Raw genomic sequence first — 17,816 nt, 5'->3', positions numbered from 1 at the left:
GCGCGTCAAACGGACGGAGGACGCTCCCTGACCTGGCAACGGCCGAGGACGCTGCCTGAGCCTGTCGAAGGGCCTCGAAGAGGTCGGCGTTCTTCGGAAGGCGACGCCAACCCGTTCCGGGCCCTTCGACAAGCTCAGGGAGCGTCGCTGAGGTCGGTGAGTGTCCTGCCCCTGAAACCGCCCTGGGAATTTCTCATCCTCCTCACACGAATGGCCTCGCGCTCCGCTAGCGTCAGCGCTTCGACGGCAGGGTGCCGGGCCGCCGACGGCGGCCGACGAGCAGGAGTGGGGGACGGATGACATCAGCAGGGCGAGCCCGGCAGCGCGTCGGCGCGGTGCTCGGGGTGGCGGCGCTCGGTGCGCTCGCGCTGGGGCAGACGGCAGGGCCGGCCTCGGCGGCCCCCGCGGCGGCCCCCGGGGAGTGCCCGGCCACGCTCTCGTCGGCCCAGGCCACCACGGGGCTGGTCGGGCAGGGGCTGACCGTCGTCAAGGGCAGGACGCCGGAGCCCTTCCGGGTCGAGGTGCTGGGCGTGCAGCCGGACGGCATCGCCGCCGGGCGCGACCTCGTGCTGATCAAGGTGTCGGACGTGCCCGGCGGCCACGTGGTCGACCAGGGCTCGGGAATCTGGGCCGGCATGTCCGGCTCGCCCGTGTACGTCGGGGGCAAGCTGCTCGGCGCGGTCTCCTACGGCTTCACCTCCTCCCCGTCGCCGATCGGGGGCCTGACCCCGGCCGCCGACATGGCCGCGCTGCTCGACCTCGGAGGCGCCAAGGCCAAGGCCGTCGCCCCGGCCGCCACGCGTGCGGTCACGCTGTCGGCGTCGACCCGGCGCGCGGTCTCGGCCCGGGCGGGGGCCGCGGTGCCGTCCAGCTCGCTCGAACGCCTCCCGAGCCCGTTCACGGTCAGCGGGCTGTCCGGCGCGCGCCTCAAGCGCCTCCAGAAGGACATGACCAAGGCCGACCTGCCCATGCGGGTGCTCGCCGGCGGTCGCGCCGCGGCGCCGTCGGGGGCGCCGACCGAGCGACCGGTGCCGGGCGGCAACTTCGCCTCGGTCCAGTCCTACGGCGACGTCACCAGCGCCTCGTTCGGCACCACCACCTACGTGTGCGGCGACCAGGCCCTCGCGTACGGGCACCCCGACAGCTTCGCCGGGCCGGCACGCTACGGCGCCAACGACGCGGACGCCGTCGCGATCGTGCAGGACGACGTCTTCGGCTCCTTCAAGCTGGCCAACGTGGGTGGCTCGTTCGGGGTGGTCGACTCCGACCGGCTCAGCGGCGTCCGCGCGAACCTGACCCAGACCCCCACGACGACGCCGATCACCACCACGGTCCGCAACGCCGACACCGGTCGCTCTCGCACGGGGACCACCGGTGTGGTCGACCGGGACCTGCTGCCCGCCCTCACCCCGTACGCGCTGCTGGCCAACTTCGACCCGACCTTCGACGAGGTCGGCGACGGCCGGGTGACCGAGGGATGGACCGTCACCGGCACGCGGGCCGGCGGCAAGCCGTTCACGGTGCACCGCAACAACAAGTGGGCCGACCAGGACGACGCCTCCATCTCCCCGGCCCTGGGGCTCGCCGACGCCGTCTACGCGCTCGCGCAGACCGAGGAGGAGCACGTCAGCATCACCTCGGTGACCTACGACGCCACGGTCTCCACGACGTTCCGCCAGCTGCGCCTGTCGAAGCTCGAGGTGTCCACCGACGGCGGCAAGACCTGGGCCAGCAAGGGCTCGGTCCGGGTGAAGGCCGGCAAGAAGCTCACCGTCCGCACGACGGTCAAGCCCTACCGGAGCTCGAAGAAGATCAAGACGGTCACCACGGTCAAGGTCCCGAAGTCGGCCAAGGGCCTGCCGGCCACCCTGTCCGTGTACGGCGGGGCGTCCCTGGACGGCCAGGGGCTCGAGGACAGCTCCTGCCTCTTCGACGACAGCTGCGACTCCGACGAGGACAGCAGCCTGAGCGCCACGATCAAGAGCATCGAGTCCGCTCCGCGCAACGACGACCTGCTGGTCGCGCTGCAGGCCGGTTCCGACGACGAGGGTGGCAGCGACGGCAGCGACGGCAGCGACGGCAAGGGCGACACGCTCACGCTCGCCAGCCGCGACGTGCGCCAGACCGAGGTCGTCACCGGTGCACGCGGGCTGGACGTCGAGATCCGCTGACCCTGCGTCGACCCGACGGGCGCGGCTCCTCCGACCGGGGGAGCCGCGCCTGGCACGTGCCGCCGGCCCTACCGGCGAGGACCGGGCGCACAAGGGCCCTTGCGCTGGGCGGTCATTAGTTCGATGATGCATCGAACCAACTCGCCGCCGGCCCGACGGGCGCTGGCGCCCACCCCCGGGAGTCCTGGTGCACCAGCGTCTACGTCCTCTGCTCCTCGGCCTGGTGGTGGTCGCCATGGCCCTGACCGGGGTGACGGCGAGCGTGACCGCGTCGGCCGCCCCGGTCGCCAACAAGGCCAAGGGCTTCGACTCGTCCTCGGCGGTGACCAAGGCCGACGTGACCTGCCTCAAGAACGCGGGCTACGCGTTCGGGATGCTCTACACGAACAAGACCTCGACGGACTGGAAGACGACCTACGCCGCGCTCAAGAGCAGCGGCATGCAGGCGGTGCTGCAGCAGGGCTTCGGCACCGGCGCGATGTTCGACGACGCCTCTGCAGCGGTGAGCACGGCGCAGCAGAACATCAAGGACGCCGACGCGGTCGGCTACCCCGACGGGGCCGACTTCTTCCTCGACGTCGAGACCGGGACCTACAAGGGCGTGACGCGGACGGAGATGGTCTCCTGGATCAACGCCTGGGCCGCGAGGATCGCCGCCGCCGGGTACACGCCGGGTGTCTACTCCGGGCTGCCCTCGCCGCTGGCGTCCGCCGACCTCTCCAGCGGCACTCTGCCCGACGTCAAGGTCTACTGGCGGTCGGTGTCCGCCGACGCTCCCGACCCGGCCCAGGGCTACGTCGTCACGCAGGGCGCGGCGGTGACCGCCTGCGGGGTGTCGATCGACCCGGACACCGCCTACGTCGACACCAAGCAGAACCAGCTCGTCGGCAGCGGCGGCGGAGCGGGCGGCGGCACGACGACCACGAAGAGCTCTCCGGCCCTGGCCCTCACCAGCGCGGGTTCGCAGGCGGTCGCCTTCCGGGCGGCCGGCACCGGGCGGCTCTGGACGTGGTCGGGAGCGACCGGGTCGGCGGGCGGGGGCACCGCGACCTACGACGGCATGGCCGCAGGGACCTCGCCGTCCGTGGCGGTCCTCCCCGACGGCCGCTACGCGGTGGCCTTCCACGCGGCCAGCGGCAAGCTGTGGACCTGGGTGGGGCAGCCGGGCACGGCCGGTGACGGCACGGCGACCCTCGACGGGATGGCCGACGGCACGAGCCCGTCGCTGGCGGTGCTGCCCGACGGGAACCTCGTCGTGGCGTTCAACGCGGACGTGAGCGGCAAGCTCTGGGTCTGGAAGGGCAAGCCCGGCACGGCCGGGGACGGCACCGCGACCGGCGTCGGGATGGCGGCCGGCACGAGCCCGTCGCTGGCCGTGCTGCCCGACGGAGAGGTCTCGGTGGCGTTCAACGCCGACGACAGCGGCAAGCTCTGGACCTGGACCGGCACCCCGGGCACGACCGGGCACGGGACGGCCACCCTCGACGGCATGGCCAAGGGCACCAGCCCGTCGCTCGGCGTGCTGCCCGACGGCACCCTCGCCGTGGCGTTCAACGCGAACGACTCGGGCAAGCTGTGGACCTGGAGGGGGCGGCCCGGCACGGCCGGCGACGGCACGGCCACGCTCGACGGGATGGCGGCGGGGACGAGCCCGTCCCTCGCCGTGCTTCCCGGCGGCAAGGTCGCCGTGGCGTTCAACGCGAACGACTCGGGCAAGCTCTGGACCTGGAACGGCTCCGCCAGCACGACGGGCAACGGCACGGCCACGCTCGACGGGATGGCGGCGGGGACGAGCCCCTCGCTCAAGGTGCTCCCGAGCGGCAGCCTCGCCGTCGCGTTCAAGGCGAACGACTCGGGCAAGCTCTGGACCTGGACCGGCGCGCTGAACGACCCGGGCCACGGCACCGCGACGAACGACGGCCTCGCCTGACGCGCTCCGGCTGCGCGGGGTCCGCGGCTCCGGAGGGTCGGAAGATCCTCCGGAGCCCGGCGGGGGTGGCGCTCGTGCCTAGGCTGCCTCGCCCGACCCCTGACCGAAGGACCCGATGACCAGGCACGCCAGCCTCGTGGGCACGCTCACCGCCGCCGTCCTCCTGCTCGCCGCCTGCGGTGGGCCGGCGAGCCCGGCGCCCTCGTCGGCGCCGACCGGGCCGGTGGGCACGGACTCGCCGTCGACCGCGTCGGCGTCGCCCGGCCCGAGCGCCGGCGTCAGCGTGCCCGCCGACGCCGCGAATATCGGCGACAGCATCCAGTACGACGACGACGTCGAGGTGACGATCACCCAGTTCACCAACGCCGGCGACCGCACCACGCTCACCGTCGAGGTCGACGACAAGGCGGGCGAGCCGGTCGACGGGCCCGTCGACGTCCAGGCCTCGTACGGCGCGCAGCACCTGGCCGCCGCGCCGGTCCCCGGCGGGAAGCCGGTCGCGGTCCCGGTCGCGCCGCGCACGAGGGCGAGCGGGACCTACACCTTCACCATTCCGGCGAAGAGCCGCGGCACGGTGGCGGTCGACGTCGCGCTCGGCACCGACCGCGACCACGCGCAGTTCCAGGGCTCGGTGAGATAGCCGTGGAGCCTCGACATCCGCCCTCGGCCCGGTGGCTGGACGGCGCGCTGGCCGTCACGCTCACCGTCGGGCTCCTCTTCAACCTCGCCCGCGCGGTGGCCGGCGACGGCGGCTGGCCGTCGCAGCAGCCGTGGCGCGGCGTCCGGCTCGTGGTGGGGGTGCTGTTCCTCCTGGCCCTGGTGGCGCGCCTGACGCTCTGGGCGGGCGCGAGGCTCCGGGCGCGGCGGGCCCGGCGACCATGACCGGCAGCAGTCCCTGCGGTGGCGGGGTCGGGTCGGCGCCCCGTGGCAGGATGACGGCATGAGGCTGGGCTCCACGCGGAAAGACCTGCGTGCCGACATCGACGCAACCGGTTACTTCCCGGAGCTGGTGGAGGAGGGGATCACCCTCGCCGTGGCCGAGGAGGAGCTCCTCGACTTCGTCGTGCACCACGAGCCGACCTTCGACCACGACGAGATCCACCGCCACGTCACGGTGCTCGCGCTGACGCCGACGCGCCTGGTCGTCGGCCACACCGACGACCAGCCCGCCGAGCCGCCGGCGACCGGGACGTACGCGGCGTCGTCCACCGAGTCGGTGCCGCTGTCGAAGATCAACTCTGTCGTGCTCACCCGCGTCGTCACCCGTCCCGAGCGCTACCGCGCGGGCTCCGGCGAGGTCGGCGAGACCTGGCTGACGGTCGGCTGGGACGGCGTGCGCCGCGTCGACCTCGAGCCCGCCGGCTGCGACGACCCGCAGTGCGAGGCCGACCACGGCTACACCGGGACGTTCGCCGGCGACGACCTCACCGTCCGCATGAGCGCGGCCGCCGACGGTTCCGACCGCGTGGCCCGGCTCGTCCGCTTCTCCACCACGCTGCAGCGCGCGGCGGCGGTGTGAGGGCGCCGGGAACGGTTCCCGCAGAGCCCGGAGCCGCTCCCGAGGGCACCGACCAGGCCGCCCGACCCGCCACCGGGGCCGCCCGGCCGAGCCCGCTCGTGCCCGCGTACGGGCGCTCGACGCTCGCCGACCTGCTGCCCTCGGTCGGGCACCACCTGGGCGTGGACGGCTACGAGGCCGACGTGCTCGGGCTGCCCGCCGCGAACCGCTACGTGGTGCTCCTCGTCGACGGCCTCGGCCGGCAGCTGCTCGAGGCCGCGGCCGACCGTGCGCCCTGGCTGGCCGGGCACCTGGGGACCACCCACCTGACGTCCGGCGTGCCGGCGACGACCGCCACCAGCCTCACCAGCCTGGGGACGGGCCTGCCGCCCGGGCGCCACGGCGTCGTCGGCATCACGTCGCGGGTCCCCACGACCGGCGAGGTGCTCAACGCGCTGACCTGGGAGTCCGACCTCGTGCCGGAGGCGTACCAGCCGCACCCGACCGTGTTCGAGCGCGCCGCCGCCGCCGGGGTCAGGGTCACCTCGGTCGGCCTGCAGCGCTTCGCCCGGACCGGCCTGACCCAGGCCGCCCTGCGCGGCCCCGACTTCGTGCCCTTCCCGCAGGAGAAGGACACCCAGCTGCGCATCGACCTGCTGGCCGACGCGGCGAGCCGGGGGCAGCGCACCCTGGTCTACGCCTACGAGCGCGAGCTCGACCACACCGGGCACGCGAAGGGCTGCGGCTCGGCGGCCTGGGGCGAGCAGCTGGCCCGGGTCGACGCGATGATCGCGCGGCTGCGCGACGCGCTGCCCAGCGACGTCGTCCTGCTGGTGACCGGCGACCACGGCATGGTCGACGTCCCGACCGACCAGCGCCTGGTCATCGAGGACGAGCCCGAGCTCGCCGCCGGCGTGTCCGTCGTGACGGGGGAGGCCCGCTTCCGGCACCTGTACGTCGACCGCGACGACCCCGCCGCGGTGGCGCGCCGGTGGCGGTCGCGCCTCGGCGCGGGCGCCTGGGTGCGGACCCGGGACGAGGCGGTCGACGAGGGCTGGTTCGGCCCGGTGTCGGACGAGGTGCTGCCGCGCTACGGCGACGTCGTCGCGGCCCCGAGCGGGGACTGGGCGTTCATGACCCGTACCTTCCCGCAGGAGATGGAGCTGGTCGGGATGCACGCGTCGCTGACGGCGGCCGAGATGGTCGTCCCGCTGGTGGTCGCGACCGGACGCTGAGCACGGAGCGGCACGGGCCGCCGCCGACGGGAGGATGAGGACGTGAGCGAGGCAGCCGGGACGGTCAGCGGGTTCGCGGTGCCGGTCGTCGACATCAGCCCCTGGGTGGGCGACGGCGACCGCGCGGCACGGGTCCGGGTCGCGCGCGAGATCGACGCGGCGTGCAGCAGCGTCGGCTTCGTGCAGGTCCTCGGCCACGGCGTGCCGCGGTCGGCGGTCGACGGGCTCGCCGCCGCCATGGACGACTTCTTCGCCCTCCCGCCGGCCGACAAGCTCGCCTACAAGGTGCCGGCCAACCGCGGCTACTCCGCCCCGAAGAGCGAGTCGCTCAGCCTGAGCCTCGGCGTCGAGCCGGCCACGCGCATGAACGACTTCTTCGAGGCCTTCAACGTCGGCGTCGAGGCGCGCTCCTTCGCCGGGCTCGACCTGGACGAGGCGGACTACGGGCTGAACGTCTGGCCCGACGTCCCCGGGTTCCGTGAGCGCGTGGAGACGTACTTCGCCGAGGCCGGCAGGGTGGCCCGTACGCTGCTCGACGTCTTCGAGGCCGCGCTCGACCTCGAGCCGGGCTTCTTCGCGCGGCTCACCGACCACTCGATCGACGTGCTGCGCATGAACAACTACGCCCTCCCGCCCGGCGAGGTCACCCTCGACGGCGAGCTGACGGGCATGGGGGAGCACACCGACTTCGGGCTGGTGACCGTGCTCTGGGCCGACCAGGTCGCCGGGCTCCAGGTCCTCGACCCCGACGGGGGCTGGCACGACGTCAGCCCGGCCGACGACGCGCTGCTGGTCAACCTCGGCGACCTCACCGCCCGCCTGACGAACGACCGCTGGACGTCCACGCTGCACCGGGTGAAGCCGCCGGTGGTCGACGGGCGGATCCTGCGGCGCCGGTCGGCCGCCTACTTCCACGACGGCAACGTCGACGCCGTCGTCGCGACCCTGCCCAGCCACCTCGACGCCAGCGCGTGGGGCGGCGAGGCGGGGGAGGCGTACGGGCCGGTGACCGTGCGCGACCACATCGCCGCCAAGCTCGCCGGGTCGCGCCAGGGCCGGATCAACTCCTCGGCGGTGCGGGAGGCGGCCCGGGTGCTCGCCTCCCAGGGCTGACGGGGCGCGGGGCCACCACCCACGATGGCGTCGTTCCGCTACTTCACCGGTCCCATGGACTGCGGCAAGTCCACCCTGGCCCTGCAGATCGACCACACGCACACCGCCGGCGGGCGGCGCGGGCGGCTGTTCACCAGCCGCGACCGGGCGGGCGAGGCGATCATCTCCTCGCGCCTGGGGCTGCGGCGCCCGGCCGTCGAGGTGCACCCGGCCTTCAGCTTCTGGGGCTACGTCGTCGACCAGCTGAGCGCGGGCGCCCGCATCGACTACGTGGTCTGCGACGAGACGCAGTTCTACACCCCCGCCCAGGTCGACGACCTCGCCCGGCTGGTCGACGAGCTCGACGTCGACGTCTTCGCCGTGGGCATCCTCACCGACTTCCAGACGCACCTCTTCCCCGGCTCGCGGCGGCTCGTCGAGCTGTGCGACTCGATGGAGGTGCTGCAGGTCGAGGCGCTGTGCTGGTGCGGGCGCCGCGCCACCCACAACGCGCGCACCGTCGACGGGCTGATGGTCGTCGAGGGCGACCAGGTCGTGGTCGGGGACATCGAGCAGCTGCACGACCTCGAGCCCGGGGGCGAGGAGCCGGCACCGGTGGCGCAGGCCGCGGTGGTCGCGTACGAGGTCCTGTGCCGGCGCCACCACCGGGCCCGGCTGACCCGGTCGGCGGCGCAGGCGGGGCTGGCGGAGACGTTGCCGTTCGGCACGACCGAGGGGTGGGAGGGACAGCAATGAGCACGGACGAGGCGTGGGACCGGGTGCTGGTGGAGCCGGAGGAGCTGGCCGCGCGGCTGGAGCGCGGGGGGCGGGTCGTGCTGCTCGACGTGCGCGGCAGCATGACGGGGCCGCCCGGCCGCCCGGAGCACGAGGCCGGGCACCTGCCCGGAGCCGTGTTCGTCGACCTGGAGACCGAGCTGTCCGGGCCGCACGGTCCGGGCGGCGGGCGGCACCGGCTGCCCGACCCGGACGCGTTCCAGGCGGTGATGCGGGCCGCCGGCGTGGACGGCGACGTGCCCGTGGTCGCGTACGACGGGGCCACCTCGCTCTACGCCGCCCGGCTGTGGTGGCTGCTGACCGACGCCGGGCACCCCGACGTCCGGGTGCTCGACGGCGGGTACGCCGGCTGGGTCGCCGCGGGCCTGCCGGTCGAGACGGGCCCGGTCGTGGTGGCCGCGCCGGGCAGGTTCGTCGCCCGTCCGGGGCAGCGCGAGCGGGTCTGGGCCGAGGACATCCTCGCCGGCCTGGACGCGCCGGTGGTCGACGTGCGCGCCGCGAACCGGTACCGCGGGGAGACCGAGCCCTTCGACCCGGTCGCCGGCCACATCCCCGGCGCGCTGAACCGCCCGGCGGCCGATCTGCTCGACGAACGCTCGCGCTTCCGCCCCGCCGCCGAGATCGCCGCGGCGTTCGCGGGGGTGGACGCCCCGGTCCTCTACTGCGGTTCCGGGGTGACCGCGGCGCAGGCGCTGCTGGCGCTCGAGTCGGCCGGCCTGGAGGGCGGCCGGATCTACCCCGGCTCGTGGAGCGACTGGCTCAGCGACCCGACGCGCGCGGTGGCGACGGGCGCGGAGGGCGACGAGACGGTCCAGCGCCGCGGGTGACCCGCGGCGCCCCCGCCCGGCTCGGCGTCAGCCGGGCTTGGGGCCGCCGAACATGATCTCGTCCCAGCTCGGCACCGACGCGCGCTTGCGCCGGCCCGGCTTGCGCGAGGCGCCCGGGCTGGGGATGAGCGGCTCGTCGACGTCGGGCACCGGCGGCGCGTCCGCGGCGTCGTGGTGCGTGGTCTCGCCGGGGTCCGTGACGGCATCGGCGTCGGCGTCGACGTCGAGCAGGTCGTCCTGCTGCGGGACGGCGGGAGCGGCGGGCGCGGACGTGCGCCGCAGGTCCCGGGCCACGACCTGCGTCGGCTCGGTGCGCTCGTCGCGCTCCTCGGGCTGATCGGCCTCCGCGGACGATCCGCCGGCGTCCTGGCTCCCGTCCTCCTGCTCGGAGGCGTCCGGGCCGGGTTCGGCGGGCACCTGCACCGTGGCCGGCGGCTCGAACTCGTGCTCGTCCACCACGGGCACCGCCGCCGCGTCGGACAGGCCCGAGCCGATGCGCGTGCCCTCCTCGGCGTAGCCGTCGCCGCCGAGCATGTCGTAGAGCGTGTCCAGGGCCGAGCGGGGTCCCGGGTCGCCGTCCTCGCCGGAGCGGTCGCCCTCGGCGTCGACCTCCACCTCCACGCTGACGCTGGTCAGGTGGCGCACGACGGCGACGGTGGGCTCGGCCCCCTCGTCGCGCCGGTGTGCGGCGACCTCGTCCTGCGGCCCGTCCCGGGTCTCGTCCGGGACGTCGTCCTGGGTCGAGGCTCGGGTCGCGTCCTGGGCGACCGCGGCGAGGTCGGACTCCGGGTCGTGGGCGACGAGCTCGTCGAGCTCCTCGGCGCTGAGCTCGACCGGCGGCACCACGGAGAGGACCGCGACCAGGTCCTCGCTGACCTCCAGCTGCTCGGTGACCTCGTGGTCGGCCCGGTCGCTCGTCCGGCCGTCCCGGCCGGCGTCCTCGTCGTCACCGGGACCGCTGGTCGCGCGCACGAGGGCGAGCTCGTCGTCGCGGTCGATCACGGCCGCGACCGGGGAGGGGCGCTCGCCGGCGAGCCAGCGGGCGTCGTCGTCCTCGGCCATGGAGAAGCGACCCTGCGGGTCGTAGCGGAACTCGGCGTGCCGCTCCTGCTCGAGCAGCTCGTAGTCGGCGCTGACCTGCCACTGGCCGTCCTCGCGCTTCCACGCGTCCCAGACCACGTCGTCCACGTCGACGCCCTGCCCGAGCAGGCGCTCGCCGACGACCGTCCGCAGCGGGCGGTGCCCCGAGCTCTCGCCGCGCCGGCGGATCGAGGCGCCGAGGGCGGTCAGGGCCACGTGCTCGCGCTCGGCGAGCACCGGCGCGGCGAAGCGCTCGACGCGGTCGGCGTCCATGCCGGAGCCGGCGACGAGGTCGTCCAGCGACTCCCCGCCGCGGATGCGGGCCTGGATGTCGCGCGGGCTGAGGGTGGTGTCCATCGGGGGCGTCTCCCGTCTGCGGGGCGGGCGTCGTACGGGGTCGGGTGCGGCGGGTGGCGGAGGTCCGTCCCCACCGGCGGGCGCTGCGTCGTCGGTGCGGGCGTCGCCGGGAGGCTGCCCGAGCACCGAGCGGACGGCGGGGTCGCCGGGGTCGACGGGAACCCTCAGCTCCTCGCCGTCCTCGGTCACCAGCACCATCGACGTGCCGTCGGCCGTCGGTCCCACCAGTCGCGCGGTCCGCATCGCGTTGCGCCCGCTCCCTCCGGTCGTCGTCCCCGCCTCAACCTACCGTCAAGACGGCGCCGGGACGGTCAGGCGACGCCCGCCGGGCGGAGGCCGGGCGCGCCCGGCTCGGTGAGCTCGAGCAGCGCCCGCAGGAACAGGGCCGGCCGGTCGCGGTGCAGGCCGTGGCCGCCCTTGATGGCGACGACCCAAGACGGCTCCAGCGCGGCCAGCACCCGCGTACGCCCGGGCTCGACCGTCGCGGTCTCCGGCCCGTCGGCCACGACCAGGCTGACCGGCACGGGGCAGTCCACGACGAGGGCGGGCAGGTCCCAGTGCTCGTGCCGCAGCCAGCGGGCGACGGCCACGTCGAAGCGGCGACGGTTCGCGACGACGCCCTCCACGTCGCGCCCCGACCAGCGCGGGTTGGCGGCGGCGAGCGCACGGGCGACGGCGTCCGCGTCCTCCAGGGCCGCGGCGCTGTCGTGGACGAGGCCGTCGGCCACCTGGCCGACGTCGAGGGCGCCGTCGAGCGCCGGCGGGTCGACGACCACGACGTGCCCGGCCAGGCCGGGGTGGGCGGCGGCCAGCGCGAGGGCCACGACGGCTCCGAGCGAGTGGCCGACGACCACGTCGAAGCGCTGGTCCGCGACCTGGGCCCAGACGTCCTCGGCCAGGTCGGCGACGGTCCGCAGGCCGCTCGCGGGCACCGGCCGGTCGCCGTGCCCCGCGAGGTCGAGCGCCGTCGTCTCCCAGCCGAGGTCGCCGACGTCCTCGCGCACCCGCCACCAGGTGTCGGACGACGAACCGACGCCGTGCAGCAGGAGGGCGGTCAGAGGCGTGCTCACGGGGCAGGATGCTACGAGCGGAGCCCGGAGCAGTTGCGTCGCGGTCGTAGGTTGCCAGCCATGACCGTGACGTCCTCCCAGCCGTCCTCCGCCGGCCACCCGGCGCCCGCCACGCTCGGCCAGCTGCGCGCGTCCGGCCACGAGAGCCGCGGCGTCGCCGAGGAGCTCCGGGCGAACCTCCTGTCCCGCCTGCGGGCCGGGGAGGACGCGTTCCCCGGCATCGTCGGGCTCGAGGACACCGTGATCCCCGAGCTGGAGTCCGCCCTGCTCGCCGGTCACGACCTGGTGCTGCTCGGCGAGCGCGGCCAGGGCAAGACCCGCATCATGCGCACCCTCGTGACGCTGCTCGACGAGTGGAGCCCCGAGGTCGCCGGCTGCGAGATCCACGACGACCCGTACGCGCCCGTCTGCGTCCGCTGCCGCACGCTGCTCGCCGAGCTCGGCGACGACCTGCCGGTGGCCTGGCGCCACCGCGACGACCGCTACACCGAGAAGCTCGCGACGCCCGACACCTCCGTCGGCGACCTGATCGGCGACGTCGACCCGGTCAAGGTCGCGCAGGGCCGCACGCTCGGCGACCCCGAGACGGTGCACTACGGACTGGTGCCGCGCACCAACCGCGGCCTCTTCGGGCTCAACGAGCTGCCCGACCTGGCCGAGCGCATCCAGGTGGCGCTGTTCAACGTGCTCGAGGAGCGCGACATCCAGGTGCGCGGCTACTCGCTGCGGCTGCCGCTCGACGTCTTCCTCATCGCGACGGCCAACCCGGAGGACTACACCAACCGCGGGCGCATCATCACGCCGCTGAAGGACCGCTTCGGCGCCGAGATCCGCACCCACTACCTCTCCGAGGTCTCCGACGAGGTCGCGCTGCTGCGCCAGGAGGCCGAGGTCGTCGCCGAGGTCGGCGACCACCTCCTCGAGGTGCTGGCCCGCTTCGTCCACCTGCTGCGCGAGTCGTCCTCGGTCGACCAGCGCTCCGGCGTCTCGGCCCGCTTCGCCATCGCGGCGGCTGAGGGCGTCGCGGCCTCCGCGCTGCGGCGGGCGGCACGGACGGGGGAGACCGGCGACGCGGGCGCGGTCGCCCGCGTCTGCGACCTCGCGCCCGTGCTGCCCACGCTGCTCGGCAAGGTCGAGTTCGAGATGGGCGAGGAGGGGCGCGAGCGCGCGGTCCTCGACCACCTGCTGCGCCTGGCGATCGCCGCGACGTTCCGCGAGCGGCTCTCCGGGCTCGACCTGACCGGGTTCACGTCGGTGTTCGCCGAGGGCGCGGTCGTCGAGACCGGCGAGCTCGTCCCCGCCTCCGACGTGCTGTCCCAGCTGGGCACGGTCCCGGGGCTGGCCAAGGTCCTGGACCGCCTCGGCTACGGCGACTCCGCCTCGCGGGGCCAGGTCGCCGCGGCCGTCGAGTTCGTCCTCGAGGGGCTCCACCTGACGCGTCGCATCGAGAAGGCGACCGTCGACGGCCGTACCGTGTACGGCGCCGCCTGAGCCTGCGACCGGGCGGCACCCGCCCGCACCCGGAACGAGTCCGACCCTGACCTCCACCAGCACCGCCGCCGCGCCCTCGACCGGCCTGCCGAATCGCCCGCCGACCGGCCCGGCCGGCGCCGGCACGGCCCGCGCGCCGCTGGACGTGCTGCGCGAGGTGTTCGGCTACGACGCGTTCCGCGGCCAGCAGGCGGAGATCATCGAGACGGTGGTCGCCGGCGGCGACGCCCTGGTGCTGATGCCGACCGGCGGCGGCAAGTCGCTCTGCTACCAGGTCCCGGCCCTGGTCCGCCCGGGGACGGGCGTGGTCGTCTCGCCGCTCATCGCCCTGATGCAGGACCAGGTCGACGCGCTCGCCGCCCTCGGTGTGCGGGCCGCGTTCCTCAACTCCTCGCAGAGCCTGGACCAGCGCCGCGAGGTCGAGGCCGCCTACCTGGCCGGTGCGCTGGACCTGCTCTACCTCGCCCCCGAGCGGCTCAACGTCGCCGACACCGTGCGGCTCCTCAAGGGCGGGGAGATCTCGCTGTTCGCGATCGACGAAGCCCACTGCGTGTCCTCGTGGGGCCACGACTTCCGGCCCGACTACCTCGCCCTGGCGATGCTGCACGACCAGTGGCCGGACGTGCCGCGGATCGCCCTCACCGCGACCGCCACCGCCGCCACGGCCGCCGAGATCGTCACCCGGCTCCGTCTGGACGACGCGGCGCAGTTCGTCGCGAGCTTCGACCGGCCGAACATCGAGTACCGGATCGTGGCCAAGGACAACCCGCGCACGCAGCTGCTCACGCTGCTGCGCACCGAGCACGCCGGCGACGCCGGCATCGTCTACTGCCTCTCCCGCAAGTCGGTCGAGCAGACCGCCGCCTTCCTCGAGCAGCAGGGGATCACGGCGCTGCCGTACCACGCCGGCCTCGACGCGGGCGTCCGCGCGCGCAACCAGAGCCGCTTCCTGCGCGAGCCGGGGCTGGTCATGGTCGCGACGATCGCGTTCGGGATGGGCATCGACAAGCCCGACGTCCGCTTCGTCGCGCACCTCGACCTGCCGAAGTCGGTCGAGGGCTACTACCAGGAGACCGGGCGCGCCGGCCGCGACGGGGCCCCGGCCACGGCCTGGCTGGCGTACGGCCTCGCTGACGTGGTCTCCCAGCGCAAGTTCATCGACTCCTCCGAGGGCGACGCGGCCCACCGCCGACGCCTCTCGGCGCACCTCGACGCGATGCTGGCGCTCTGCGAGACCGTCGAGTGCCGCCGCGTGCAGCTGCTCGCCTACTTCGGCCAGGCCGCCGAGCCGTGCGGGAACTGCGACACCTGCACCAGCCCGCCGCAGACCTGGGACGGGACCGTCCCCGCGCAGAAGCTGCTGTCCGCCGTGTGGCGGCTCGCCGACCGCCGGCAGCGCTACGGCGCCGGCCACGTCGTCGACATCCTGCTGGGGCAGGCCACCGAGCGGGTCACCCAGCTCGGCCACACCGACCTCACGGTCTTCGGGATCGGCACCGAGCTCGACGCCGGCGAGTGGCGCAGCGTCGTGCGCCAGCTCCTGGCGCAGCAGCTGCTCGGGGTGGCCGACGGCTACGGCACCCTGATGCTGACGCCGGGCTCGACGGCCGTGCTGCGCGGCGAGCGCACCGTCGCCCTGCGCCGGGAGGCGCCGAAGACCGCCCGGTCGTCGGGGCGGCGCAAGTCCTCGGTCGCCGCCGCGGCCGTCGCCCTCGACGGACCTGCCGAGGCCGTGTTCGAGCGGCTGCGGGCCTGGCGCTCCGCGTCCGCCAAGGAGGCCGGAGTGCCGCCGTACGTGGTGTTCCACGACTCGGTGCTCCGCCAGATCGCCTCGGATGCCCCGACGTCCCTCGAGGCGCTCGGCGCCGTCTCCGGCGTCGGCGCGAACAAGCTCGAGCGCTGGGGCGCCGCGATCCTCGACGTCGTCGCCGACCAGCCCCCGACCTCCGCCGAGCGGTAGGTTGCCGCGCTGCGACGGCCAGATCTGGCGCGGCAACCTACCGCTCGGCGGTGAGAGCCGGGAGCGCTAGGGGGCGGGACTACGGTGAACCGCGTGAGCGCTGAGCGGTACGAGCCAGGCGATCCGCACGGACGGTTCCGGTACGGGCCGTGGCGGGGCGGGCCGGACCCGCTCGCCGCGCCGTACGACGTGCGGGCGGCGATCGACAAGATCGGTTCCGACGTGCTCTCGGCCGGCAACGTGCGCGACTCGCTGCGCGAGCTGCTGCGCGAGGGCCTCGACGGGCGCGGCGGGCTCGACCGGCTGGCGGAGAAGATCCGCAAGATGCGCAACGCCGCGCGCCGGCGCGGCGACCTGGGCGGGACCCTCGACCAGGTCCGCTCCGCCCTCGACCAGGCGCTCGCCGCCGAGCGCGAGGCGCTGGCCGGCGAGGAGGGCGACGACGCGCGGTTCGCCGAGATGGAGCTCGACACGCTGCCCGACGACGTCGCCGGGGCGGTGCGGGGGCTGGACGCGTACGACTGGCACTCGCCCGAGGCGCGCCAGACGTACGAGCAGATCAAGCAGATGCTGCAGCGCGAGGTGCTCGACGCGCAGTTCGCGGGCATGAAGCAGGCTCTGGAGAGCCCCGACCCCGAGGCCATGCAGCGGGTCAAGGACATGCTCGCCGACCTCAACCAGCTGCTGGCCAAGCACGCCCGCAGCGAGGACACGTCGGACGCGTTCCGCGAGTTCATGGACAAGCATGGAGAGTTCTTCCCCGAGCAGCCGGAGACGGTCGAGGAGCTGATCGACGCGCTCGCGCGCCGGCAGGCGGCGGCCCAGCGGATGATGAACTCCCTCAGCCCGGAGCAGCGCGAGCAGCTCGGCCAGCTCATGGCGCAGGCCATGGCCGACGCCGACCTCGCCAGCGAGATGGCGCAGCTGGGCGACAACCTCCGCGCGCTGCGCCCGGGTCTCGACCGTGGTTCCGACGCGGGCATGCGGGGCGGCGGCGAGGGTCTCGGCTACTCCGAGGCGGTGCAGGCCGTCGCCGAGCTGGCCGACCTCGAGGCGCTGGAGGCGCAGCTGTCGCAGTCCGGCTGGGGCTCGACCCTCGACGACGTGGACGTGGACCTGCTCGAGCAGCGCCTCGGCAACGAAGCGGCGCGCGACTTCCAGGCCCTGCGCGACCTGGAGCGCGAGCTCGAGGCCCAGGGCTACCTGACCCGCGGCGACGACGGCATGCGCCTGACGCCCCGCGCCGTACGCCGGCTGGGCCAGTCCGCGCTCAAGCGGGTCTTCGACCAGCTGGCGGCCAGCGGCAACGGCGACCACGCCGACCACCGCACCGGGGCCGCCGACGAGCCCACCGGCCTGACCCGGCCGTGGGTGTTCGGCGACGAGCTGCCGATCGACGCGAGCCGGACGGTCGCCAACTCGCTGCGCCGCCGGGCGCTGCGCTCTTCGACAGGTTCAGGGAGCGGCGGAGGCGGGATGCTCCTCGACGTCGAGGACTTCGAGGTCACCGAGACCGAGCGGCGCACGACCGCGGTGGTCGCGCTGTGCGTGGACCTGTCCTTCTCGATGGTGCAGGACGGGCGCTGGGGCCCGATGAAGCAGACCGCGCTCGCGCTCAACCACCTCATCGAGACCCGGTTCCGCCAGGACGCGCTGCAGGTGATCGGCTTCAACCGCCTCGCCCGCCGGCTCACGCCGGTGCAGCTGGCCGAGGCCGAGCCGGAGTGGATCCAGGGCACGAACCTGCAGCACGCGCTCCTGCTCGCCACCCGTCACCTGCGCCGCCACCCCGACGCCGAGCCGGTCGTGCTGGTGGTGACCGACGGCGAGCCGACCGCACACCTCACCGGTGACGGCGGGGCGGCGTTCCGCTGGCCGAGCACCCCGGAGACGATCCGGGCCACGGTCGCCCAGGTCGACGAGCTCGCCCGCTACGGCGCCACGCTCAACACGTTCATGCTCGGCGACGACCCCGGCCTGGCCCGGTTCGTCGACGCCATCGCGCGCCGTGCCGGGGGACGCGTCTTCACCCCCGACATCGGCCGGCTGGGGGAGTACGTCGTGAGCGACTACCTGCAGGCGCGCCGCGGGCGCCGCTGACGCCTGTCGAGGGCCACGAACGCTCCCTGATCGGGACGAAGCCAGGTGGGCGTTCATCCAGGAGGACGCCGACCCGTTCCGGGCCCTTCGACGAGCTCAGGGAGCGTCTCCGTTCGCAGCGTCCGTTCCCCGCGGTCGGTCGAAGCCTGGAACGCTCCCTGAGCTTGTCGAAGGGCCTCGAAGAGGTCAGCGTTCCGCGCGACCACGAGA

14 protein-coding genes are annotated in these 17,816 nt (G+C 74.6%); 12 read left to right on the top strand and 2 right to left on the bottom strand.

The window, feature by feature from the left end; translation table 11 throughout:
• Nucleotides 1-296: 296 nt before the first annotated feature.
• The 9 genes from BMY04_RS13985 (at nucleotide 297) to BMY04_RS13945 (ending at nucleotide 9,548) form a co-directional block, all read left to right on the top strand.
• A complete protein-coding gene (locus tag BMY04_RS13985; RefSeq protein WP_139209864.1) occupies nucleotides 297-2,171 on the top strand; it encodes a SpoIVB peptidase S55 domain-containing protein in 1,875 nt (624 codons plus the stop codon).
• 187 nt (nucleotides 2,172-2,358) lie between these two features.
• On the top strand, nucleotides 2,359-4,101 hold the full coding sequence (locus tag BMY04_RS13980; RefSeq protein ID WP_139209863.1) for a glycoside hydrolase domain-containing protein: 1,743 nt from the start codon (nucleotides 2,359-2,361) through the stop codon (nucleotides 4,099-4,101).
• A 115-nt stretch (nucleotides 4,102-4,216) separates the two neighbouring features.
• Nucleotides 4,217-4,741, top strand: coding sequence for a hypothetical protein (locus BMY04_RS13975; RefSeq protein ID WP_091181853.1), 525 nt, complete (start codon nucleotides 4,217-4,219; stop codon nucleotides 4,739-4,741).
• 2 nt (nucleotides 4,742-4,743) lie between these two features.
• Complete coding sequence (locus tag BMY04_RS13970) at nucleotides 4,744-4,983, top strand: hypothetical protein (RefSeq protein WP_091181850.1); 240 nt, start codon at nucleotides 4,744-4,746, stop codon at nucleotides 4,981-4,983.
• A gap of 58 nt (nucleotides 4,984-5,041) precedes the next feature.
• Nucleotides 5,042-5,620: a DUF5998 family protein gene (locus BMY04_RS13965; RefSeq protein WP_091181847.1), complete on the top strand. Its 579-nt coding sequence runs from the start codon at nucleotides 5,042-5,044 to the stop codon at nucleotides 5,618-5,620.
• 98 nt (nucleotides 5,621-5,718) lie between these two features.
• Entirely contained in the window at nucleotides 5,719-6,834 is a 1,116-nt protein-coding gene (locus BMY04_RS13960; protein WP_091181844.1) for an alkaline phosphatase family protein, read from the top strand.
• 42 nt (nucleotides 6,835-6,876) lie between these two features.
• Entirely contained in the window at nucleotides 6,877-7,947 is a 1,071-nt protein-coding gene (locus tag BMY04_RS13955) for an isopenicillin N synthase family dioxygenase (protein ID WP_091181841.1), read from the top strand.
• A 24-nt stretch (nucleotides 7,948-7,971) separates the two neighbouring features.
• On the top strand, nucleotides 7,972-8,682 hold the full coding sequence (locus BMY04_RS13950) for a thymidine kinase (protein WP_091181838.1): 711 nt from the start codon (nucleotides 7,972-7,974) through the stop codon (nucleotides 8,680-8,682).
• Nucleotides 8,679-9,548 carry a sulfurtransferase gene (locus BMY04_RS13945; protein WP_091181835.1) on the top strand — a complete coding sequence of 290 codons (870 nt, stop codon included), beginning with the start codon at nucleotides 8,679-8,681 and terminating at the stop codon, nucleotides 9,546-9,548. Before BMY04_RS13950 ends, BMY04_RS13945 begins: the two co-directional genes overlap by 4 nt.
• A gap of 27 nt (nucleotides 9,549-9,575) precedes the next feature.
• Here the strand turns inward: BMY04_RS13945 and sepH are convergent, their stop codons facing one another.
• On the bottom strand, nucleotides 9,576-11,228 hold the full coding sequence (sepH, locus tag BMY04_RS13940; RefSeq protein WP_091181832.1) for a septation protein SepH: 1,653 nt from the start codon (nucleotides 11,226-11,228) through the stop codon (nucleotides 9,576-9,578).
• A 68-nt stretch (nucleotides 11,229-11,296) separates the two neighbouring features.
• A complete protein-coding gene (locus tag BMY04_RS13935) occupies nucleotides 11,297-12,055 on the bottom strand; it encodes an alpha/beta fold hydrolase (protein ID WP_170854144.1) in 759 nt (252 codons plus the stop codon).
• Between the two features lie 60 nt (nucleotides 12,056-12,115).
• On the opposite strand from BMY04_RS13935, the gene BMY04_RS13930 reads away from it, so the two are divergent.
• The 3 genes from BMY04_RS13930 (at nucleotide 12,116) to BMY04_RS13920 (ending at nucleotide 17,606) form a co-directional block, all read left to right on the top strand.
• The gene (locus tag BMY04_RS13930; protein ID WP_091181824.1) at nucleotides 12,116-13,546 is read left to right on the top strand and encodes a sigma 54-interacting transcriptional regulator; all 1,431 of its coding nucleotides are present in this window, start codon (nucleotides 12,116-12,118) and stop codon (nucleotides 13,544-13,546) included.
• A gap of 145 nt (nucleotides 13,547-13,691) precedes the next feature.
• Nucleotides 13,692-15,506: a DNA helicase RecQ gene (gene recQ, locus BMY04_RS13925; protein WP_232506400.1), complete on the top strand. Its 1,815-nt coding sequence runs from the start codon at nucleotides 13,692-13,694 to the stop codon at nucleotides 15,504-15,506.
• Between the two features lie 93 nt (nucleotides 15,507-15,599).
• Nucleotides 15,600-17,606, top strand: a complete 2,007-nt coding sequence (locus BMY04_RS13920) for a vWA domain-containing protein (protein ID WP_091182446.1) — start codon at nucleotides 15,600-15,602, stop codon at nucleotides 17,604-17,606.
• The last annotated feature ends 210 nt before the right edge of the window (nucleotides 17,607-17,816 follow it).

It is taken from the genome of Microlunatus flavus (assembly GCF_900110855.1).
Taxonomy (GTDB): Bacteria; Actinomycetota; Actinomycetes; order Propionibacteriales; family Propionibacteriaceae; genus Microlunatus; species Microlunatus flavus.
Note: the sequence above shows the minus strand (reverse complement) of the source record. Positions and strands in the feature narration are given on the sequence as shown.